The organism is Bifidobacterium amazonense (assembly GCF_018555435.2).
Lineage (GTDB): Bacteria > Actinomycetota > Actinomycetes > Actinomycetales > Bifidobacteriaceae > Bifidobacterium > Bifidobacterium amazonense.
Map to the genome: position 1 here is coordinate 15,458 of NZ_JAFEJT020000022.1, position 22,006 is coordinate 37,463.

Sequence of the window (22,006 nt, forward strand, 5' to 3'; positions counted from 1 at the left end):
AGATAATGGCACGTTTCTCCTGGATGAAGCTCGGCGCTGCGGCGACCGCCACCGTCATGTCCCTGGGCATGCTGAGCGCCTGCGGCGGCAGCTCCAGCTCCGGCACCAAGATCACGCTGTTCAATTCCAAGGTCGAAATTGAGACGCAGCTTGAGGAAATGGCCCAGAAGTATTCCGACGAAAAGGGCGTTGACCTCGAGGTCATCTACAGCGGCGACGTCGTCGCCTCCCACCTGGCCTCCAAGTACGCCTCCAAGGACCCCTACACCATCTCCATGGTCGACGCCAAGGACGTCTACTCGCTGGCCGAGGAGCACGCCGTCGATCTGAGCGACGAGAGCTGGGTCGGCGACACCGACTACGCGGTGAGCGTCAACGGCAAGGTCTACGGCTTCCCGCTGTGCGTCGAGGCCCGCGGCCTGATCTACAACGCCGATGCGATCAAGAAGATCACGGGCAAGGACTTCAATCCCGAGGACTACAAGACCCTCGACGACTTCAAGGCCCTCATCAAGGAGCTGAAGGCCGGCGGCATGGAATCCCCGGTCGGCATCATGAAGGAGGACTGGTCCCTCGCGGCCCACTTCCTGAGCGAGGTCGTCGAGCAGCAGCCCGATCCGGACGCCTTCGTGGCCTCCATGCAGGACGGCTCCGCCGATGTCGCCAACAACGACAAGTTCAACCAGCTCATGGACACCTTCGATGTGCTCAAGGAGAACAACTACGCGAAGGATTCCGCCATCTCCGCCGAGCGCGAGGTGACCGAGCAGAAGCTGGCCGAGGGCGAGATCGCCTTCATGTTCGGCGGCAACTGGGACTGGTCCGTCATCAACGCCTATGACTACTCCGAGAACATGGGCATCATGGCGGTCCCGGAGGACACCACCGACGGCACCAACGAGAAGATCGTCGGCGGCGGCGCGAAGATGCTGTTCATCGACAACTCCGAGCAGACCTCCGACGAGCAGCGTCAGGCCGCCAAGGACTTCCTGAACTGGCTCGCCGAGGATGACGAGGGCAAGTCCTTCATCACCAACGACGCCGCTCTGGTCTCCCCGTTCAAGAACAACACCCTCGAGGTCAAGGACCCGCTCGGCAAGTCCGTCAAGAAGTACGCCGACGCCGGTGCGATGCTCCCGAACTACGATCACAACCCGGACGACTACATCACCGTGATGGGCGCCGCGATGCAGAAGTACCTCGCCGGCGAGCAGGATCGCGCCTCCTTCGCCAAGACCTACCAGGATTACTGGAAGTCCGCCAAGCTGTCGGGCATCTGATCGCCTGACCTATAACCACCGTCAACGAGGTGCGGGAGGCGCCGAAGCCTCCCGCACCTCACGGACACGAATGGAATGCTATGAAACAGAGCAAGCTTTCATACAAGGCGGGGCAGTTCCTCATGTTCGCCGGTCCGGCGGCCATCCTGTTCTGCGCCGTCGTGATCCTTCCCTTCATCTACGGCCTGTACCTGACCTTCACCAGCTGGGACGGCGTCTCCAAGAGCAAGCCGTTCGTCGGCCTTGACAACTACAAGACCGCGCTCACCGACGGCGCCTACTGGGCGTCGCTGGGCCGCACCTTCGTCTACTCGGTCATCGCCGTCGTGCTCGTCAACGTCGTCGCCTTCCTGCTCGCCTACGCGGTGACCAGCGGCATCAAGGGCCAGAACCTCTTCCGCGCCGGCTTCTTCATCCCGAACCTGATCGGCGGCATCGTCCTCGGCTACGTGTGGAAGTTCGTCTTCAACCGCGCGTTCGTCGCCATCGGCGAGGCCATGTCCGGCAAGGAACCCCCGTCGCTGCTGTCCACCCCGGGAGGCGCGCTGTTCTGCCTCATCCTCGTGTCGGTCTGGCAGTACGCGGGCTACATGATGCTCATCTACGTGGCGGGCTTCATGAGCGTCGACCAGAGCCTCAAGGAAGCCGCGATGATCGACGGCTGCAACTCCACCAAGGCCATGTGGCACGTCATCATCCCGCTCATGCGTTCCTCCTTCGTGCAGTGCATCTTCCTGAGCACCACCCGCTGCTTCATGGTGTACGATCTGAACCTCTCGCTCACCAACGGCGAGCCGTACAGCCAGTCGGTGCTCGCCGCAATGCACGTCTACAACCAGGCATTCGTCTACAAGAACTACGGCGCCGGCCAGGCCGAAGCGCTCGTGCTGTTCATCATCTGCGCCATCATCGGCATGCTGCAGGTGTACGTCGGTAAGAAGGGTGAGGTGGCAGCATAATGGGAGCTGGACAGAAAAGCACTCAGAGCAAGGTCGTCCATGCCATCGTCATGGTCGTGATGATCCTCGCGCTGCTGGTCTTCATCGCACCGTTCATCCTGGTCATCATCAACGTCTTCAAGACCAAGGGCGACATCAACTCCGATCCGCTCGCCCTGATCGGCAAGCACGGGTTCACCATCGAGAACTTCCCGCGCGCGATGGACAAGATGAACTTCTGGACGGTGTTCGGCAACTCCGCGATCATCACCATCTCCGCCACGGTCCTTACCGTGCTGGTCTCCGCGATGGCGGCGTACGTCATCGTCCGCAACCCGCACTGGAAGGTCGGCGCGCTGTTCTTCGCGGCCATGGTCGCCTCCATGGTCATCCCGTTCCAGGTCCTCATGGTCCCGCTGGTCTCCCTGTACGGCGGCATCCTGGATGTCCTCAACAGCCGCATCACGCTGATCCTGATGCACGTCGGCTTCTCCGTCTCGCTGGCATCGTTCATGTTCCACGGCGCGATCAAGACCAACGTGCCGGTCGAACTTGAGGAAGCCGCAGGCATCGACGGCTGCACCACATGGCGCACCTTCTGGACCATCGTGTTCCCGCTGCTCAAGCCGACGATCGCCACCATCACGATCATCGACGCGATGGCCTTCTGGAACGACTACCTCCTGCCGTCGCTCGTGCTCGGCCGTCGCCAGCTGTACACCATCCCGATCGCCACCCGCGTGTTCTACGGCACGTACTCCACGGATATCGGCCTGGTCATGGCGGCCCTGCTGCTCGCGATGCTCCCGATCCTCATCCTGTACCTGTTCCTTCAGCGCTACATCGTCGCCGGCGTCACCTCCGGCGCGGTCAAGGGCTGATTCCAGGCGCAGGCCATGCACACGCAATGCCCGTCGGCGCCCGTCCCCCGGTGTCGGCGGGCATTGCCATACCTTCTGCCGGATTCCACCGTCTTCCGGCGGCGGTCACGGTCCGTCAGGGAAGCCAAAACCGATAGACGAAAGGATGACAGATGAGCTGGGACGCAACCGCACTCGAATCGCTCGCGCACACGCAGCGCTACGAAAGCCGCGCGATCACCGCGGAGAACCGCACCGGAGCCAAGGGCAACGGCGGCAGGGCGGCCAGTCCGCTCGGCGTCTCGCGCAAGGGCTCGCCATGCCTGCAGAACGTGGCCAGCGGAGAGACCGTCACGCTCGCCGACATCGAAGGCCACGGTGCGATCACGCACATCTGGTTCACCGTCGACGAGAAGACCAGCGAATCCGACTGCTTCGTGCTGCGCGACCTCGTGCTGCGCATGTACTGGGACGACGAGGAGACGCCCAGCGTGGAAGTGCCGCTCGGCGACTTCTTCTGCTGCGGATTCGCCCGCGCCTGCCTCGTCAACTCGGCTCCGGTGGCCGTGGTGCCGAACCGCGGATTCAACTGTTACTGGAAGATGCCGTTCCGTTCGCGGGCGCGCATCACCCTCGAAAACCAGCATGCGAACCCGATCCCGGCGCTCTTCTACCAGATCGACTACCGGCTCGACGACGATCCGCCGGCGGATGATCTCGCCCATTTCCACGCGCAGTGGCGCCGCCAGCCCATCACCGACCTCGGCCACGACTACGTGGTGCTCGACGGGGTGAAGGGCCGTGGCCACTACGTCGGCACCTATCTGGCGCTCTCCACGCTGGAACGGTACTGGTGGGGCGAAGGCGAGATGAAGTTCTACATCGACGGCGACGAGGAGTTCCCGACGATCTGCGGTACCGGCACGGAGGACTACTTCGGCGGCTCGTGGAGCTTCGCCAAGCAGATCGACGGCCGCACGGTCGAGCAGACGTACTGCACGCCGTACCTCGGATACCCGTACTATTCGCGGCACGACGAGCTGATCCACAACGACTACCACAACGACGACGTGCCGCCGCAGCGCGGCTTCTACCGCTGGCATATCCCCGATCCGATCACGTTCCGGCACGATCTCAAGGTCACGCTGCAGCAGATCGGCGTCGGATACCGCGGACTGTTCGAACGCCGCGACGACGTGACGACCGTCGCCTACTGGTACCAGGTCGAGCCGCATGCCCCGTTCCCGGCGTTGCCCGCAGCCCCGGATCGATGGCCGCGGTAACACCTGAGGATGTCGTCGGTGAGGCTGACCGAGGGGGAGCGAGGTCGTTCCTCTGACTACCCCTCAGTCTCGCTTCGCGAGCCAGCTCCCCTAGCAAGGGGAGCCAAAAAAGAGGAATCTCAGCCGACGAGCGGCAGCATGACGCGCTCGTGCAGCTCGTGGCGGACGACGGTCTCCCAGCCGTCGCCCTCCGGGCACTGGATCGCGACGACCAGACCCTGCTCCGGCAGCACGGTCGTGATCTGGCCGTACGCGCCGTCGGCACGGTACGCTCGCGGATACGGCGACATCCACCACTGATAGCCGTAGCCGCACGACCAGCCGTCGTCGTCCGTGCGGGCAGGGGTGTCGATCTGCCTGACCGTCGCCTGCGCGATCCACTCGGGATCGACGATCCGCCGGCCGGTCGGCGCCCACACGCCGTCGTTGAGGAAGACCTGGCCGAGCTTCATCATCTCGGTCAGCCGCATCTCGATGCTGCTGCCGCCGAGCGGATGGCCCTGCGGGTCGTTCTCCCACACCGGCCAGCCCTGGCCGAGCGGCTCGAACACATGCCGCCACAGGTATTCGCCCATGCGCATGCCCACGGCCTGCTCGAGCATGCGGCCCGCCAGATACGAGTCGGCGGACGAATAACAGAATCCCGAACCGGGGTCGACCTGCACCGGCTTGCGCAGCATGTACTGCAGATAGTCGGGGCAGCCCTCGCCCTCGCGGCGGCCGTGGATCATCAGGAACGCGCCGTTGAACCCGCTCGACATCGTCAGCAGGTCCCGCAGCGTGATCTCGCCCAGCCGCGGATCCGCGTCGGCGGGCAGTTCGCCGGCGAACGAATCCGCCAGACGATCGTCCAGAGAAAGGAGGCCCTCGCCGATCGCAATGCCGACGGCGGTGGACATGTAGCTCTTCGTGTGCGAATAGATGCAGCGCGGGCGATCCGCGACGAAATGATGCTCCGCGATGACGCGGGACTCGTCGCCGACCGCGATCGCCTCGATCGGCAGTGCGCGATCCTGCGCGTATCGCACGAAATCATCGACAAGGACGGTAATGGACTGATCAGTCATGACAATCTCCTTACGGCCGTTCGCCGTCGACCGGCGAACGTGACGAGCGCGACGGATGATCCGCAGCAGGCGCGCCATTGCGTGACCCAGCACGGAACCGTCACATAAAACGATTGACGTCAACCGTACTCTATCACGGCGGCCGGCGCGGCGCGCAGCGGACGCCACGGACGCCGCCGCACACGGCCGGACACGCGGCGCGCGCCCCGCGATCATCCGGCCAAACCGGGCTAAACTTAACACCGTTAATGCGGGAAGCGGTACGCCCGACGACGAATCCGACGCGGTTCCGGCTGTTTCACGAGCGGCGATTGGAGCATGATTCGATCCGACACAAAAGGAGTGAACGATGGTAGGAATGCGCGACGTGGCCAAACAGGCCGGCGTTTCGCTGAGCACGGTATCGCTGGTGGTCAACAAGAACGGATATGTCTCCGACGACATGCGCATCCGCGTCGAAGACGCCATGAAAACGCTCAACTACATTCCCAACGAACTCGCACGCAACCTGTACCGCGGCCGCACCAACCTCGTCGGCGTGATCGTGCCGACCGTGCGTCACCCGTTCTTCTCCTCCATGATCGCGGCCATCCAGGGCGCGCTCGCCAAACGCGGCCTGCGCACCATGCTGTGCTCCACCGTCGACGCCGACCAGAGCGAAACCGACTGCGTCGACATGCTGCGCCGGCACATGATGGACGGCCTCATCATGGCCGCGCACACCGCGCACGAGCCGATCTACTGGACCTCCATCGGCCGGCCGATCGTCGCGTTCGACCGCTACCTCGGCGCCGGCATCCCGTCCGTCGGCTCCGACCACGACAGCGGCGGCCAGCTCGTGGCCGAACACCTCATCGCCACCGGCGCGAAGCACGTCGTGTCCATCGGCGGCCCGCGATCGCAGTTCATCGACTACGGCGGCGGCATGGGCACCACGTTCCCGACCGTGCGCCTGCACGCCGCGCTCGAGGGCCTGCTCAACGAGGCCGGCGTCCGCTACGACTACGTCGAGGCCGGCGAGGTCGCGAACCTTGAGCACCAACGCGATGTCGCGCTGCACGTCATCGACGAATATCCCGACGCGGACGCGTTCGTCGGCTCCGACTACATCACCGCATACGTTGTCCAGTCGGCGCTGCGGCAGGGCCGTCGCATCCCCGACGATCTGCAGATCGTCGCGTACGATGGCACCGGCATGGCCGACTCCGCCGGCGTGCGGCTCACCTGCGTGCGGCAGGACTTCGACGCGCTCGCCGAGCAGATCGTCACGCGGCTCATCCAGGCGTGCGAGACGGCCGACGGCAAGCTCGACGCCGATCACGTCGGCAGAATCGACGAGGACACCGCGTCGCCGCACGATGTGGCCGAGGCGATGGATCTGGTGCCGGTCTCCTTCCACCAGGGGGAGAGCACGCGAGGGCAGGTCTCTCGGGCCGGATCATTCCGGACGTCCGGAGAGCCCGGGGCGTCCGGCATGGCGTGACGCCTTTCCCAATTCCGGACTTCGCAGTATTCTGGAACGGTGAAACGAACCGCCCGGAACGCGCTGATGCCAGTGCGTCCCGGGCGGTTTCTGTTGCCAAGGAAAGAAAGAACCGAAAGAAGAGCCAGCCATGACAGACGACAACCAGCAGGAGAACCTGCCCAAGCCGCCGCCGCTGCCCGGGCAGATCTACATCCGCCCCGGCATCGACGACCGCCCCGACCTCGACAAGGCCCTCACCCCCGAAGACAAGAAGGCCATCGCGCGCCTCGCCGTGCACATCGAACGCGAACAGCCCGCCGATTCGGCCGAACGCGCCGAAACGCAGGCCGTGCGCCTGAGCGCCGCCGGCTCGCCGGCCGTGGCCACCGCCGTGCCGCCCACGCCCATCGCCGACGCCTCCAGCGCGTTCCTCGACATGCGCGACCCGATGGTCGCCGCCGACGGCACCCGCCCCGACAAGTCGCAGGTCGGCCGTCTCACCGCCAGCTTCGCGCTCGCCGCACTGCTGCGCACCGCGCCGTGGGCCATGCTCAACATGGTCGCCCTGCCCGCGATCCTCGACCGCATCTTCGGCAACGCGCTCCACGCCGGCCGCGCCCTGCCGCTGAGCGTCGAGGCGGCCCGCGTCTCGGGCGCGGCCCCCGCGCCGTGGCTGGCGCTGGTCGTCATCATCGGTGCGATCGTTGGACTGGTTGCCAACGTGATCGTCGGCGTGCTGTCGGACCACACGCGCACGCCGCACGGCCGCCGCACGCCGTGGATCATCGCCGGCGGACTGCTCAGCGCGCTGTTCACGCTGCCGCTCGGCGCGCTCGGCAACGTCGGCTCGATCCTGTTCTTCTGGCTCCTGCTGCAGATCGCCTACGCGATGCTCTCTGCCCCGCTCGCCGCCGCGTTCGGCGAACGGTTCCCCGACAAGTTCCGCGAACACGCGATGCGCTGGCGCGGCATCGGACTGATGCTCGGCCAGCTGCTCGGCGTGGCGATGGGCGTCGGCGGCATCGCGCTCGGCGGCGCCCTGCCGTTCGGCCTGACCGCCGCGGTGTTCGTGCTCGCCGCCGCCGTGCCGGTGCTCGTGTGGCCGAAGGAGCCGTCCAGCGAGCAGATCGCCAACGTCAAGTACAGCCTGGAGCCCGCGTTCGACCAGATGCAGCTGCCGTCCGGCGACGACGGCGCCACGTTCCGCCGCGCGTACGTCGCGCGCATCTTCATGATGGCCGGCGTGGGCGTGATGACCGTGTTCCAGTGGTTCATCGTGCGGCACTACGTGCTCGCCGAATGGTATATGGACGCGCGTTCCGCCGCGGGCTCGTCGCCGCGGATCTGGGCGACCTGCATCGCGATGCTGATGATCGCGGTCGGCACGGCCGTCGGCGCGGCGGCCGCGGCCGGCTATGCTGGCCGGTTCGGCGAATGGTGCGAGGCGAAGAACGTGTCCAGCCGCGTCGTCGTGATCACGTCGTGCGTCGTGTACGCGGCGGCGATCGTGATTCCGATCGTGCTCGCGCTGTTCCTGTCGACGCCGGTGATCAACGCCGGACTGTGCGTGTACGGCATCGTGTCCGGCTTCGCGTTCGGTCTATACGACGTCTTCAACCAGGACGTCGTCGCCGCGACGATCCCGGACCCGCGCGACAACGCGCGCTACCTGAACGCGTTCAACGTGGCGAGCGTCATCGGCACGGTCGTCGCCGCCTGCCTCGGCGTCGTCGCGGTGCTCTCGCTCGGCTACATCGCGCTGCTCGTCGCCGCGATCGTCGTCGTGCTGATCGGCGCGTTCCTCACGCCGAAGGACTGACGGCCGCATACCACAGCGAACGCCCGCCGGGATCAGACCCGGCGGGCGTTTTTTCGTCACGTGCGACGCACCTCGATGGTCATATAGTGAACACCCGCTGGATGCGGTGAGACGCAGGCTCCTATGGTGTGACATCAGTCGAGCACCAAGCTCGGCGGAAACGTTCGATACCGAAAGGAGGTTCGCCACGATGACTGGATACACTGCAACTGTTGAGTTCAACGCTCTGCTGTCCGCTCGAATTATTATTCCGTCTTCGTTGGCGGACTGATTCGGCATTGCAGCTTGAACCCCGCCAACGAAGGCAGGGTCGAGCGAGAGTCGCGATCTTCGCAAGCCCTGCCTGAACGGCGGGGCTTTTTTTTGTTGCGCCCCACAAGGTCACCGGAACAACCGCAAGCAACGAACGCCACCGCAGAAAACGCATCAATCGCACGCACCGCACGCGCAACACGTACGGCACGCGTACAGACACAACAGCTGGTTCGTGCAGATCGCACCGATCGCACGGCCGGCGAAACAGGAGAGAGCAATGTCAGCAGTCGAAAGCGCAGCCGGCAAGGCACAGGCGCTGGTACGCGACTCGGTCAAAACCGTGATCGCGGCATCCATGGTCGGCACGGCCATCGAATTCTACGACTTCTACGCCTACGGCACCGCCGCGGCGAACTACTTCCCGCACATCTTCTTCGACAAGACCGACCCGACCGTCGCGCTGCTCGCCAGCCTGCTGACGTTCGCCATCGCGTTCATCGCCCGCCCGCTCGGCTCGCTCGTCTTCGGCCACTTCGGCGACCGCATGGGCCGCAAGACCACGCTGGTCGTCTCGCTGATGACCATGGGCGTCGGCACGTTCCTGATCGGCTGCCTGCCGACCTACGACCAGTGGGGCGTCGCGGCGGTCGCGCTGCTGTGCCTGCTGCGATTCGTGCAGGGCATCGGCCTCGGCGGCGAATGGTCCGGCGCCGCGCTGGTCGCCACCGAAAACGCGCCCGAGGACAAGCGCGCGCTGTATGGCTCCTTCCCGGAGCTGGGCGCGCCGATCGGCTTCTTCCTGTCCAACGGCACCTACTTCCTGCTCGAAACGTTCAACGACTCCGACGCGATGCTCGCATGGGGCTGGCGCGTGCCGTTCCTGCTGTCCGCGGTGCTCGTGATCATCGGCCTTGTCGTGCGAGTCCACATGGAGGAGACCCCGATCTTCCGCATGGCACAGGAGAAAAAGCAGGTCGTCAAGGCCCCGGTCGTCGAGGTGTTCCGCAAGAGCTGGGTGCAGGTGCTGCAGGCCACGTTCCTCGTCGCCGTCACGTACACGCTGTTCTACACGCTCGCCACCTGGTCGCTCGCATGGGGCACCAAGGCGCAGGGCGAGGGCGGCGGCGGCCTCGGCTTCACCAACCAGGAATACCTGCTCATGCTCATGATCGCGATCTGCGTGTTCGCCGCGTTCATCATCATCTCCTGCGTGAACGCCGACAAGTTCGGCCGCAAGCGCGTGATCATCACCTCGTCCGTGCTGCTCGTCGTGTTCTCCGCGCTCTTCCCGTTCCTGCTCAACCCGCAGGTCGTCGGCCAGCGCAACTTCCTCGCCAACATGGTGTTCCTGTGCGTCGGCTTCGCGCTCATGGGCACCGCGTTCGGCCCGATCGGCGCGTTCCTGCCCGAGCTGTTCGACGCGAACGTGCGCTACTCCGGCTCCGGCATCGGCTACAACCTCGCCGCGATCGTCGGCGCCGCGTTCGTGCCGACCATCGCCACGTGGCTGTCGTCCCACTGGGGCGTGCACTCCGTGGGCATCTACCTCGGCGTGATGGCCGTGTGCTGCCTCGTCGCGGTGCTGTCCTGCCATGAAACCAAGAACGTCGACTTCACGAAGTGAAGTCTCCGTTCTCGGTTTCCCTACGCGATCGCCTGTCTTGCGATCGCTCGCTTCGCCTACGGAAGCCCGCTGCTGAGCCGTTAAAGTGACAGTCCTGCGGACTGTCACTAGGCGAAGTGAGCCGCTTGCGGCGAAGGACGAACGAAGTTCGTCATCCGCTTGACGGCTCAGCCAGAGACGTCGACTTCACGAAGTGAAGCCGTCTGATTCACGCGAAAATTACCATTCAAACCAAGCATTCAGTATTTGGACGTGAGCAATCACGCCAACCCCTGCGGGACTAGAAATGTGACGCAGGAGACAACGGCTTGCCGCGCGGACACAATCCTCAACGCAACAAGTTCCACCATCTCACCGATTGTCGGGCGTCTTACCAGCGCCCAACGAAACAACATAAAGGAGTGCCTATCATGGCAGCAACTATCTGGTACGAAAAGGACGCCGATCTCTCCGTGTTCGATGGCAAGAAGGTCGCCATCCTCGGCTACGGCTCTCAGGGCCATGCCCATGCGCTGAACCTGCGTGATTCGGGTGTCGACGTGGTCGTCGGCCTGCGTCCGACCTCCAAGTCGGTCGAGTTCGCCAAGGAGCAGGGCCTCGAAGTCAAGTCCGTTCCGGAAGCGGTCGCCGAGGCCGACGTCGTGATGATCCTGCTGCCTGATCAGTACCAGGCCAAGGTCTACAAGGAGGACGTCGAGCCGAACCTGAAGCCGGGCGCCGCTCTGGCCTTCGCTCACGGTTTCAACATCCACTATGGCTATATCAAGCCGTCCGAGGATCATCCGGTGTTCATGGTCGCGCCGAAGGGCCCGGGCCACATCGTGCGTCGTGAGTACGCCGCTGGCCGTGGCGTCCCGGTCGTCGTGGCCGTCGAGCAGGATCCGGATGGCAAGACCTGGCCGCTGTGCCTCGCCTACGCCAAGGCTCTGGGCGCGCTGCGCGCCGGCGCCATCAAGACGACCTTCACCGAGGAGACCGAGACCGATCTGTTCGGCGAGCAGGACGTGCTGATGGGCGGCATCAACCACCTGTGCGACATGGGCTTCGACGTGCTGACCGAGGCCGGCTACCAGCCGGAGATCGCCTACTTCGAGGTGTTCCACGAGCTGAAGATGCTGGTCGACCTCGCCAACGAGGGTGGTCTGAACAAGGCCCGTTGGTCCTGCTCCGACACCGCCCAGTACGGCGACTACACCTCCACGGTCATCACCGAGGAGACCAAGAAGCGCATGGAGTACCAGCTCAAGCGCATCCAGGACGGCTCCTTCGCCAAGGAGTTCATGGATGATCAGGCCGCCGGCGCCCCGAAGTTCAAGAAGCTGCAGGAGGAGTACTCGCACCCGCACCTCGAGACCGTCGGCCCGAAGCTGCGCGCCATGTTCTCCTGGAACAACGGCCCGGCCAAGGATCAGGACGAGGCCGAGTCCTTCAACGGCAAGATCGCTCGTACCCAGGTTCAGTGATTGCGCCACGCCACGCCGTTACGCGGGAAGTCCGGTGGACTTCCTGCAGGCGTGGCCTGAGTGAGACGATAGTCGAACGAAGGCGGCATTGAGCCTCGCCGCAGGTGAGTCCATCATTGCAAAACGCTGATTCGTAACAGCCGCCGCTCCCGCCCATCCGGGAGCGGCGGCTGTTTGCGTATGACGTCACTATGTACGCGTGATTACGATGTGGACGCGTACATAGTGATGATTCGGTACGTCGAAACGTCACTATGTACGCGTGGACTTGCCGATCACGCGTACATAGTGACGTTTCGACGGCCGACGATCGACCGGACTGATGGTTCGGCGATCGGATGACCGGATGTCCACGATTGAGGAGTGACGTGGCTCACGTTGTGGACGATGACCGGATGGCGACGGGGTTATCGGTAGGATGGGGAACAGTTTCGAGGACAAAATCCTCACGCTTGAGACCACTCGGGAAACCAATCCCGAACCCCAAACGCGCAGAATGTTGCACACAAAGACATCATGCGCAACCACACAACACCGTGTGCCGGCAAACGCTGACGGCACGCAAGTACAAGGAGTGCTTACATGGCTGCACAGATCTGGTATGAAAACGACGGCGATCTCTCCGTGTTCGATGGCAAGAAGGTCGCGATCATCGGTTACGGCTCGCAGGGTCACGCGCACGCGCTGAACCTGCGTGATTCGGGTGTCGACGTGGTCGTCGGCCTGCGTCCGACCTCCAAGTCGGTCGAGTTCGCCAAGGAGCAGGGCCTCGAAGTCAAGTCCGTTCCGGAAGCCGCCGCCGAGGCCGACGTCATCATGATTCTCGCGCCGGATCAGTACCAGCGCACCATCTGGGCCAACGACATCGAGCCCAACATCAAGCCGGGCGCGGCCGTCGCGTTCGCTCACGGTTTCAACATCCACTATGGCTACATCAAGCCGTCCGAGGATCATCCGGTATTCATGGTCGCTCCGAAGGGCCCGGGCCACATCGTGCGTCGTGAGTACGCCGCCGGCCGTGGCGTCCCGGTCGTCGTGGCCGTCGAGCAGGATCCGCGCGGCGACGGCTGGGCGCTGACCCTGGCCTACGCGAAGGCCCTCGGCGCCCTGCGCGCCGGCGCCATCAAGACCACCTTCAAGGAGGAGACCGAGACCGATCTCTTCGGCGAGCAGAACGTCCTCATGGGCGGCGTGAACAAGCTCGTCGAGATGGGCTTCGAGGTCCTCACCGACGCCGGCTACCAGCCGGAGATCGCCTACTTCGAGGTCTGCCACGAGCTGAAGATGCTCGTCGACCTGATGAACGAGGGCGGCCTGAACAAGGCCCGTTGGTCCTGCTCCGACACCGCCCAGTACGGCGACTACACCAACACCGTCATCAACGAGGACTGCCGCAAGCGCATGGAATACCACCTGCAGCGCATCCAGGACGGCTCCTTCGCCAAGGAGTTCATCGACGACCAGGATGCCGGCGCCCCGCACTTCAAGGAGCTGCAGGAGAAGTACTCCAACGAGCGCATCGAGACCGTCGGCCCGAAGCTGCGCGCCATGTTCTCCTGGAACAAGGACGGCGTCAAGGACGCCGACGAGGCCAACTCCTTCACCGGCAAGATCGCCCGCGCCCAGGTGCAGTGAGTGACCAGCCGCGAGCCCTCCGCGAGCCTTCGGTGAGTCTTCGGCGAGCCTGACGTATATTGAACGGAAGGCGGTCGGCCACGGCGGAATCAAGCCGCGCGTGACCAGCCGATAGATGTGCGGACGGCGTTCGCGCCGTACCGCTTGCCATGCACGACATGGCCAAGTCGCCGGCCCTTCGGGGTCGGCGACTTTTTCGTTATGGCGATCCCTTGCATTGGTCGTGCATGGCATCACCGGACTGCCCGTTGCCTCGCACGCGGCACGATGCCGGAGCCCGGGCAGACACCCGCTGTAGCCTGCGCGGCCGGCCGGTCAGCGCAGTGCGAGGCGGAACGGGGGAGCGGGGAGGTCGCGGCTGTTGAACAAGGGAGCGGGACCCCAGCTGCGCCACGCGTATCGCACGGCGACGGGATCGTTGACTGCGCCCGATCGTAGCATGACGGTGCCGCCGTGGACCATTGCGTCGACGTCATGCCAGACGCCGTCGACGCCGGCCAGTTCGAAGCCGGATTCCGTCGCGTTGCGATATACGGGATCGTTGCCGGCTGATCCGCGGGTTCCCGGCGTGGTGCCATCGAATCGCAGCCCGTTCGCATGATCGAACCGCAGGGTGACGACTGCCACCGTGCCGTCTGCCGTCGCGCCATTGACGGTTGTATTGCCGACGGTCGTGTCGTCGGCCGGCATGCTGTCGGTCGTTGCACTGCCGGCCTTCGCGCCGCCGACCGTGCGCCCGGCATTCGGGAATACGCGGTTCGTGAACTCGACATCTGCAAGCTCCGGCCCGTCCGTCGCGATATCGTCGAGGCCGTACACGTTGCGCAACGCGCAGTCGGCGAGACGTTCGCCGGGCGTGCGTTTGTCGGTCGGGTGGATGTTGTCGAACTCGCCGCAGTCGATCGTCGTGATCGTAAAAACATTCGCGATCGTGCGCATCGCATCCCACTGCGCCTCGCGGATCACCGGCCAATGCAGGGGGTCGGCGTGCGCCGCGGCCGTGTTCTTGTCGATCCACTGCGGCAGCTGCACGATCAGAAACGGCAGCGGGGCGATTTCGCGCGAACGTATGTCGCCCGGCTGCGTTCCGGTCGTCCGTATTCCCGTAGGACCGGTGTTGCAATGACTGGTGTCGTGACGGCCAGCGTTGCAGTGGCCGGCGTTCCACAGGCCTCGCCATTCGTCGATCATCAGGCCGAGCAGCTCGCGATACGAATCGCAGTGCACCTCGTCTTCCTCGCCTTGATACCAGAGGAAGCCGGCAAGTCCGTACGGCGCGACGCGCTCGATCATCGTGCCGTACGGTCCGGTCGGCCGGTACTGCGAGGTCGGCGTGACCGGCGGCGGCCACGGACATTCGCCGTAGCGTGCGTTGAGCGTGTCCCAGGTGATGTCTGGTTCGGCCGTGCGCGCCGCGCCGATCTGCGCGTTCCACGTGTCGAATCGCGTTTGCCAGGCGTGCGTTTCGGCTGCGAACTGTTCATCCGTTTTGCCGGCGATCGCCGACTGAAAACGTTCGAGATAGCCGCGTCCGGCCGCGCACGTTTCCAGTGTGCGGCGGCTCATCCATGCGGTGATCGACGTGCCGCCGATATAGCAGTCGATGATGCCGACCGGCACGCCGGGGCCCAGTTCGGCGCGCAGCCGCCGGGCGAAGTAGTACGCGACCGCCGACATGGTTCCGCTGGTCGCGGGAGTGCATGCGCACCAGCCGGATTGCGCTTCGAGGGCCGGATCGATGACGCCGGTTTTCGGGGTGTTGTAGAAGCGCAGCAGCGGGTCGCCGCTGGCCGCGACGGCCTCGTCGGCATGGTTGCTATTGCGCAGTTCGAGTTCCATGTTACTTTGACCGCCCGCCAGCCAGACTTCGCCGATATGCACGTCCGCGAACGTGATGGTTCTGGGTGCTGTTCCATGGAGTGTTTCACGTGAAACCATGGTCAGGGAGACTTGCAGCGTGTACGGTCCGCCGGCAGACATCGCCGGCAGTTCGACCAGCCAACGATCCTCCGACGATATCGCTGCGGCATCGTCCGTGCCGCAATCCGCGCAACCGACGGTCACGTCCTCGCCGCGTACGATATCGCCGTTTGCGGCCAACAGTTCCACGCGTACGGTCGCGCCGGTCGGCGCGGTGCCGAACACCGGGATCTGCCGGTCGCGCTGCAGGACCATATGATCACTGAATACCGCGGCGACGTGCAGCTCGCCGTATGTCGTCCGGTCGGCGGTCGTCGCGTGGCTCGCGGATGTGCGGATATCCGAACCCGGTGCCGGTCCGGTGGTAATGGTCGTGTTTGCGGTTGAGCCGGGTGCCGGCCCGGTGATGATGCGTTCGTTCATGATGGATGTCCTTGGTCGTTGACGTGGGTTGCTCAGCCCTCCCAGATGCCTTCGCCAAGCGACTCGATGAAGGCGGTGAGTTCGCGGGCCATCTCCTCGTGCTCGGCGACGCGCGGATGACCCGGAGTGGCGGAACCGTTGCGGGAGTAAAGGAAATGGTAGGCCACGGGGGCGTTGCCGTTCGGATGGTCGGTTGCCGAATCCGTTGCGTCGGACGAGTCCACGCCCAGCTGGCACAGCGCCGCCAGATCCTGCGCCTCGGCGGCCAGATCGGCATTGAACGTGTACACGGCCTCGTCGATCGCCCGGTCCCACGCCGGATCGTGCCGCAGCACGGTAGTCGTGCAGATGATCGTCGCATGCGGGTACCGCTCGTGCAGCGCCTTCAGGAACCCTACGTACCGTGCGCGCCAGTGCATCGCCTGCTCGCCGCGGTAGTCCTCCGCCATGAAGTCGACCGGATGCGCGTCGTTCTGTCCGACCGCGACGATCACGACCTGCGGCGTGTACCGCGAGAAATCCCACGGCTTCGTCGCGCCGAGCGCCGGATTGTATTCGATGCGGTCCCAGATGCTCTCCTGCCCGACGTAATCCGGTCCGTAGAACCAGCCGATGCCGTCGATCAGCGACGCGCCGCCCTGCGACACGTCGTGCAGCGCCGCGCCGAGATTGCGCGCGGTGATCGCCGCATACGACTGCCACGCATTGCTGTACGAGCTCAGGTCGACCTCCGGATCGGGCCGGCCGACGTACAGTGCGGCCTCGTTGCGCTCGCCGCACGAGACGGAGTCGCCGAATACTTCGATGCGGCGGTTTGGTTCAGAGTCGAGCGGCGGCAGGACGCGCGCGCCGGGATCGAGACGGAAGTCGTGCAGTTCGACGTAATGCTCGCCGTCCTGACGTTTGAACACCACCGCCTCGTGCTCGATGTCGGGCAGGTTCTCGGCCAGCGTGACCGTGACCGGACCGTATGCGTCGCCGTCGGCGTAGTCGGCGTTGGCGTCCGGGTCGCTGCAGCCGGACGGGATGCGCACCTTGGCCTGCACTCCGTCGATGATGACGCCGAGGTGCGTATCGCCGTAATTCCAACGGTTGACGAGCGTCGCGGCGAGCGACGTGCCGGTGAAGCGGAACGCGACCTGCGTGTACGGGTAGACCCAGATCGGTCGGGTTGGGTCGGCGTCGTCGATGCGGCCCATCGTGCGCAGGGCCGGATCGGCGGGGGAGATGATGACTCGTGCGTCGTTGCTGTCTGTCATGGCTGTCCTTTGTGTCATGTCGGTGTCGCGTCGGTTCAGCGACTGGTTCGGGCCGGTGTGATCGATGTGCGCGACGCGCCGCCGCACAACACCTTAACCGGTTCATAAAAAACATGATACACTCATCGTGGACGTAATCAACTACCAGTCGGTCGCTAATGGAATCGGCCGACGGACCGTCATCAGAAAGGAATCACCGATGACCCTTCCCACCGTTCCCGACGACTTCATGTTCGGCACCGCCACCGCCTCCTACCAGATCGAAGGCGCGGCCGACGAGGACGGCCGCTGCCTGTCCATCTGGGACACGTTCTCCCACGCCGGCCACACCGTCAACGGCGACACCGGCGACGTGGCCACCGACTCGTACCACCGCTACAAGGAGGACATCGCCCTGCTCAAGGACCTCGGCGTCGACTCCTACCGCTTCTCCGTCGCCATGCCGCGCATCGTCCCCACCGAAGGCGGCCCGACCAACGAAAAGGGTCTCGACTTCTACGAGCGCGTCGTCGACGAGCTGCTCGCCAACGGCATCAAGCCGTGCGCGACCCTGTACCACTGGGATCTGCCGCAGTATCTCGGCGACCAGGGCGGCTGGTTGAACCGCGACACCGCCTATCGCGTGGCCGACTATTCCCGCCGCGTGGCTGAGCGTCTCGGCGACCGCGTCGACACGTGGATCACGCTCAACGAGCCATGGTGTTCCTCCTACCTGAGCTACGGTGGCACCGAGCATGCGCCGGGTCTCGGCGGCGGTCCGGCCGCGTTTGAAGCGGTTCACCACCTCAACCTCGCCCACGGCCTCATGGTGCAGACGCTGCGCGACACCGTGACGAACGCCGCGGCCAAGGTCGCGGTCACGCTCAACCTGCAGGTCAACCGCGGCGACGCCGACGCCGTTCACCGCACCGACCTGATCGGCAACCGCGTCTTCCTCGACCCGATGCTGCGCGGCTACTATCCGGCCGAACTGTTCGCCGTCACGCGCGGCATCTGCGACTGGTCGTTCGTCAAGGACGGCGATCTTGAGCTGATCCACCAGCCGATCGACCTGCTCGGTCTGAACTACTACTCGACCGGACGCGTCGCGATGAGCGGCCGGCCGCAGTTCCCGCAGTCCACCGCGGCGAGCACGTTCCCCGGCTGCAGCGACATCGACTGGCTGCCGACCGACGGCCCGCACACCGAAATGGGCTGGAACATCGACCCGGACGGCCTGTACGACATGCTCGTGCGCGTGCACAACGACTATCCGGAATACCCGCTGTTTATCACCGAAAACGGCATGGCCTGTCCGGACGTGCTGGTCGAGGAAACCGTTCCGACTGCTGGTGAAGCGGTTAAGGCTGTGCATGACCACGATCGTATCGACTACCTCACCAAGCACTTCGACGCCGCCCGCCGTGCGATGGAGGCCGGCGTGCCACTCGCCGGCTATTTCGTGTGGTCGCTGCTCGACAACTTCGAGTGGGCGTTCGGCTACACCAAGCGCTTCGGCATCACCTACGTCGACTACGAGACGCAGGAGCGCACCCCGAAGGACAGCTTCAAGTGGTACCGGCGTCTCATCGCCTCGCGCGAGCTGCCGGTGCTGTGAATCTGGCATCGGGGGTAAGCGCGTGGCGGTTTTCTCTCACTGCGATCGTCTCAGTGAGAGAAAACCGCCACTCGTCGTATCCACGACGGCGATGAAAACCGGATTTACCTCCGCCGCAGATATTCGCGCAGGAACGGCGCTGCGAAATCGACCTCGCCGCGTTCCGTACCGCCTCGATGCGCGAAAGCAGTCCGACACGCCGAGTAGCGCAACTTAACCGGTTGAGTTATAGTAAGGAGCAACTCAACCGGTTAAGTCAGCGGTTGGACGGGATAATGGCCCGACCGACGTGGGATGATCGGATGGGGCAGGATGCCCCGGCGTGGAAGCCGGGTATGGAAGAAAAGACAAGCAACCGAAAGGATTGACGATGACGTCGAAAGTGAGGAAGACCCTGCGTCGAATGATCGCCGCGGCGGCCGCAGTCGCCTCCCTGATGTCCGTCGCGGCATGCGGCGGGGCCTCGTCAAGCACGGCCGCCGACGGGACGGTGGTGAGCATCTTCAACGGCACCACCGGCACGTTCAACGAGAACTTCAACCCGTTCTCGCCCACCGCGCTCGGTCCCACGCTGGGCGTGATCTACGAGACGCTCTTCTGGTACAACCTCGCCTCCGACGAGGATCCCAAGCCGATGCTCGCCACCGGATACCGGTGGAACGAGGACGGCTCTGAACTGACCATTACTACCCGCGAAGGCGTCAAGTGGCAGGACGGCGAACCGTTCTCCGCTGCCGACGTGGCGTTCACGTTCAACCTCATCCACGACACCCCGGCCCTCAACACCAACGGCACCGCCGCCACCGCCGAGGTCCTCGATTCCAATCATGTCAAGATCATCTTCAGCAAGGGCAAGAACCCCGCGAAGTTCAAGGGCGCATACATGCAGGAGGGCGGCATCCTCGGCGGCCAGGGCATCGTGCCGGAGCACATCTGGAAGAACATCAAGGACCCGATGAACTATACGAACGCGAACCCGATCGGCACCGGTGCGTTCAAGCTGAACCGCTTCACCCCGCAGTCCTACAGCTTCGAGGCCTTCAAGGACTACTGGGGCGGTGCCCCGAAGATCGACGGCGTCCGGTACATCGCCCTCAACGACGCGTCCGCCGCCACCAGCACGCTGATGGCCGGTCAGGTCGACTGGATGAGCGCCTACATCCCCAGCTACCAGATGCTGCTCAAGAACTATCCGCGCATCGCCGCCGTGAACACGCCGCGACTGACCACCGTCGTCATGACATGCTCCAACGCGGACGCCGGTTGCAAAGGACCGCAGACCGACACCGCCGTGCGTCAGGCCATCTACTACGGCATGAACCGCACCCAGCTCAACAAGCTCGCCGGTGCGGGTTCCGGCGCGATCGGCTCACCGACCATGCTTATGCCCGACCGCGACGCAAAGTGGATCGCCGATGACGATCTCAAGTACACGCCGGAAACCGAGGATCAGGACAAGGCCAAGCAGATCCTCGACGAGGCTGGATGGAAGATGGGCAAGGACGGCTATCGCTATAAGAACGGCGAAAAACTGAGCATGACGATCCAGACCGTCGCCGGCTGGTCCGACTACATCCTCATCAACGACACGCTGAAGCAGCAGCTCAAGCCGCTCGGCATCGAGATCGTCTCCACGCAGATGGCGTGGAACCAGTGGAACGACAACGAGCAGAAAGGCAACTACCAGCTCTCGCTCGACTCGCTCGGCCTCGGCGTCACCTCCGACCCGTACTACACGTACAACCCGCGCTACCATTCGGATCAGATGACCAAGGTCGGCGAGACGTCCGGCGGTCAGAACTACGCGCGTTACGCGAACCGGACGGTCGATGACGCGATCGAGGCCGCCGCCTCCACCGAGGACGAGAACGAGCGCAAGGCGCAGTATGCGATCGTCCAGAAGGAGATCGCCAACGACGTGCCGTACATCCCGGTCTACATCAATTCGATGCTCACCGAATTCAACACCGACAAGGTGACCGGCTGGCCCACCGAAGACGACATGTACGCGCTGCCCGCCGCATGGAAGGCGTGGGACATGGGCATCATCCTGCAGCATCTCGAGCCGAAGCAGTGACGCCGAACGGCGACATAGACAAGGAACAGTCATGAAATACGTCCTGAGAAAACTGGGCTTCTACGCCATCGCCCTGTGGGCCGCGCTCACGCTCAACTTCTTCCTGCCGCGCATCATGCCCGGCAACCCCGTCGACCAGCTCATCTCCAAGCTCGCGCAGAAGGGCCAAGTCACGCCGGCCACCCGCCACGCGATCGAACTGATGCTCGGCTCCGACTCGTCCGTGCCGCTGTGGAGGCAGTACCTCAACTACTTCGGCAACATCCTCCGCGGCGACCTCGGCGTATCCGTCACGTACTTCCCGAACTCGGTGACGTCCGTGATCGGCAGCACCCTGCCGTGGACCGTCGGGCTCGTCGGCATCTCCACGATCATCGCGTTCCTCATCGGCACGCTGCTCGGCACGATCGCCGGCTGGAAGCGAGGCTCGTGGATCGACAACCTGATCCCCGTGACCACGCTGCTGCAGTCGATTCCGTACTTCTGGCTCGCGCTGATCCTGCTGTACTTCTTCGGACTGAAGAACCCGATCTTCCCGCTGTTCGGCGGCTACGACGTGTGGAGCGTCACGCCCGGCTGGAACCTCGCGTTCATCGGCTCGCTCATCAAGTACGGCACGCTGCCGGCGATCACGATCGTGCTCTCGTCGGTCGGTGGATGGATGCTCGGCATGCGCAACATGATGGTCGCCACGCTGTCCGAGGACTACATCCTGACCGCCGAGGCGAAAGGCCTGTCGCGAGGGCGGATCATGACCTCGTACGCCGCCCGCAACGCGATCCTGCCGTCCATCTCCGGCTTCGCGATCTCGCTCGGCTTCGTCGTGGCCGGTTCGATCGTCGCCGAATCCGTGTTCTCCTACCCCGGCATCGGCTTCGCGCTGCTGACCGCCGTGCAGAACAATGACTACGCGCTCATGCAGGGCATCTTCATGATCATCACGGTCTCCGTGCTCGGCGCGAACCTGTTCATGGACCTGATCTACGGCTTCATCGACCCGCGCACCCGCGCGCAGGGCTGAGGCTCGGGAAAGGACTGAAA

15 protein-coding genes are annotated in these 22,006 nt (G+C 64.4%); 12 read left to right on the forward strand and 3 right to left on the reverse strand.

Features of this window, described 5'->3' with window-relative positions:
• Positions 1-5 precede the first annotated feature (5 nt).
• From JS533_RS06665 to JS533_RS06680, 4 genes are all read left to right on the forward strand, one after another.
• On the forward strand, positions 6-1,280 hold the full coding sequence (locus JS533_RS06665; RefSeq protein ID WP_241513658.1) for an ABC transporter substrate-binding protein: 1,275 nt from the start codon (positions 6-8) through the stop codon (positions 1,278-1,280).
• A gap of 80 nt (positions 1,281-1,360) precedes the next feature.
• On the forward strand, positions 1,361-2,239 hold the full coding sequence (locus tag JS533_RS06670) for a carbohydrate ABC transporter permease (protein WP_241513659.1): 879 nt from the start codon (positions 1,361-1,363) through the stop codon (positions 2,237-2,239).
• Positions 2,239-3,099 carry a carbohydrate ABC transporter permease gene (locus JS533_RS06675; RefSeq protein ID WP_241513660.1) on the forward strand — a complete coding sequence of 287 codons (861 nt, stop codon included), beginning with the start codon at positions 2,239-2,241 and terminating at the stop codon, positions 3,097-3,099. Before JS533_RS06670 ends, JS533_RS06675 begins: the two co-directional genes overlap by 1 nt.
• 152 nt (positions 3,100-3,251) lie before the next feature.
• Positions 3,252-4,361, forward strand: coding sequence for a glycoside hydrolase family 172 protein (locus tag JS533_RS06680; protein ID WP_241513661.1), 1,110 nt, complete (start codon positions 3,252-3,254; stop codon positions 4,359-4,361).
• A 119-nt stretch (positions 4,362-4,480) separates the two neighbouring features.
• Here the strand turns inward: JS533_RS06680 and JS533_RS06685 are convergent, their stop codons facing one another.
• A complete protein-coding gene (locus JS533_RS06685) occupies positions 4,481-5,428 on the reverse strand; it encodes a serine hydrolase domain-containing protein (protein WP_241513662.1) in 948 nt (315 codons plus the stop codon).
• Between the two features lie 349 nt (positions 5,429-5,777).
• Between JS533_RS06685 and JS533_RS06690 the strand changes: the two genes are divergently transcribed.
• The 5 genes from JS533_RS06690 (at position 5,778) to ilvC (JS533_RS06710) (ending at position 13,689) form a co-directional block, all read left to right on the forward strand.
• Positions 5,778-6,911 carry a LacI family DNA-binding transcriptional regulator gene (locus JS533_RS06690; RefSeq protein ID WP_241513663.1) on the forward strand — a complete coding sequence of 378 codons (1,134 nt, stop codon included), beginning with the start codon at positions 5,778-5,780 and terminating at the stop codon, positions 6,909-6,911.
• Positions 6,912-7,041: 130 nt separating this feature from the next.
• Positions 7,042-8,712 carry an MFS transporter gene (locus JS533_RS06695; protein ID WP_241513664.1) on the forward strand — a complete coding sequence of 557 codons (1,671 nt, stop codon included), beginning with the start codon at positions 7,042-7,044 and terminating at the stop codon, positions 8,710-8,712.
• Between the two features lie 532 nt (positions 8,713-9,244).
• Positions 9,245-10,591 carry an MFS transporter gene (locus tag JS533_RS06700; RefSeq protein ID WP_241513665.1) on the forward strand — a complete coding sequence of 449 codons (1,347 nt, stop codon included), beginning with the start codon at positions 9,245-9,247 and terminating at the stop codon, positions 10,589-10,591.
• Between the two features lie 410 nt (positions 10,592-11,001).
• Positions 11,002-12,054, forward strand: a complete 1,053-nt coding sequence (ilvC, locus tag JS533_RS06705) for a ketol-acid reductoisomerase (protein WP_241513666.1) — start codon at positions 11,002-11,004, stop codon at positions 12,052-12,054.
• A gap of 582 nt (positions 12,055-12,636) precedes the next feature.
• Positions 12,637-13,689 (forward strand): ketol-acid reductoisomerase, encoded by a 1,053-nt coding sequence (ilvC, locus tag JS533_RS06710; RefSeq protein WP_241513667.1) that lies wholly within the window; start codon positions 12,637-12,639, stop codon positions 13,687-13,689.
• Between the two features lie 315 nt (positions 13,690-14,004).
• Here the strand turns inward: ilvC (JS533_RS06710) and JS533_RS06715 are convergent, their stop codons facing one another.
• Positions 14,005-16,032, reverse strand: coding sequence for a sialate O-acetylesterase (locus tag JS533_RS06715; RefSeq protein ID WP_241513668.1), 2,028 nt, complete (start codon positions 16,030-16,032; stop codon positions 14,005-14,007).
• Between the two features lie 32 nt (positions 16,033-16,064).
• Positions 16,065-17,291 (reverse strand): GDSL-type esterase/lipase family protein, encoded by a 1,227-nt coding sequence (locus tag JS533_RS06720; protein ID WP_241513669.1) that lies wholly within the window; start codon positions 17,289-17,291, stop codon positions 16,065-16,067.
• A 199-nt stretch (positions 17,292-17,490) separates the two neighbouring features.
• On the opposite strand from JS533_RS06720, the gene JS533_RS06725 reads away from it, so the two are divergent.
• From JS533_RS06725 to JS533_RS06735, 3 genes are all read left to right on the forward strand, one after another.
• A complete protein-coding gene (locus JS533_RS06725; RefSeq protein WP_241513670.1) occupies positions 17,491-18,888 on the forward strand; it encodes a GH1 family beta-glucosidase in 1,398 nt (465 codons plus the stop codon).
• Between the two features lie 370 nt (positions 18,889-19,258).
• On the forward strand, positions 19,259-20,965 hold the full coding sequence (locus JS533_RS06730) for an ABC transporter substrate-binding protein (protein WP_241513671.1): 1,707 nt from the start codon (positions 19,259-19,261) through the stop codon (positions 20,963-20,965).
• A 31-nt stretch (positions 20,966-20,996) separates the two neighbouring features.
• Positions 20,997-21,986: an ABC transporter permease gene (locus JS533_RS06735; protein ID WP_241513672.1), complete on the forward strand. Its 990-nt coding sequence runs from the start codon at positions 20,997-20,999 to the stop codon at positions 21,984-21,986.
• Positions 21,987-22,006 lie beyond the last annotated feature (20 nt).

Coding starts and splice junctions, on each gene's coding strand:
- JS533_RS06665 (WP_241513658.1), top strand. CDS start 6: ATGGCACGTTTCTCCTGGATGAAGCTCGGCGCTGCGGCGACCGCCACC.
- JS533_RS06670 (WP_241513659.1), top strand. CDS start 1,361: ATGAAACAGAGCAAGCTTTCATACAAGGCGGGGCAGTTCCTCATGTTC.
- JS533_RS06675 (WP_241513660.1), top strand. CDS start 2,239: ATGGGAGCTGGACAGAAAAGCACTCAGAGCAAGGTCGTCCATGCCATC.
- JS533_RS06680 (WP_241513661.1), top strand. CDS start 3,252: ATGAGCTGGGACGCAACCGCACTCGAATCGCTCGCGCACACGCAGCGC.
- JS533_RS06685 (WP_241513662.1), bottom strand. CDS start 5,428: ATGACTGATCAGTCCATTACCGTCCTTGTCGATGATTTCGTGCGATAC.
- JS533_RS06690 (WP_241513663.1), top strand. CDS start 5,778: ATGGTAGGAATGCGCGACGTGGCCAAACAGGCCGGCGTTTCGCTGAGC.
- JS533_RS06695 (WP_241513664.1), top strand. CDS start 7,042: ATGACAGACGACAACCAGCAGGAGAACCTGCCCAAGCCGCCGCCGCTG.
- JS533_RS06700 (WP_241513665.1), top strand. CDS start 9,245: ATGTCAGCAGTCGAAAGCGCAGCCGGCAAGGCACAGGCGCTGGTACGC.
- ilvC (WP_241513666.1), top strand. CDS start 11,002: ATGGCAGCAACTATCTGGTACGAAAAGGACGCCGATCTCTCCGTGTTC.
- ilvC (WP_241513667.1), top strand. CDS start 12,637: ATGGCTGCACAGATCTGGTATGAAAACGACGGCGATCTCTCCGTGTTC.
- JS533_RS06715 (WP_241513668.1), bottom strand. CDS start 16,032: ATGAACGAACGCATCATCACCGGGCCGGCACCCGGCTCAACCGCAAAC.
- JS533_RS06720 (WP_241513669.1), bottom strand. CDS start 17,291: ATGACAGACAGCAACGACGCACGAGTCATCATCTCCCCCGCCGATCCG.
- JS533_RS06725 (WP_241513670.1), top strand. CDS start 17,491: ATGACCCTTCCCACCGTTCCCGACGACTTCATGTTCGGCACCGCCACC.
- JS533_RS06730 (WP_241513671.1), top strand. CDS start 19,259: ATGACGTCGAAAGTGAGGAAGACCCTGCGTCGAATGATCGCCGCGGCG.
- JS533_RS06735 (WP_241513672.1), top strand. CDS start 20,997: ATGAAATACGTCCTGAGAAAACTGGGCTTCTACGCCATCGCCCTGTGG.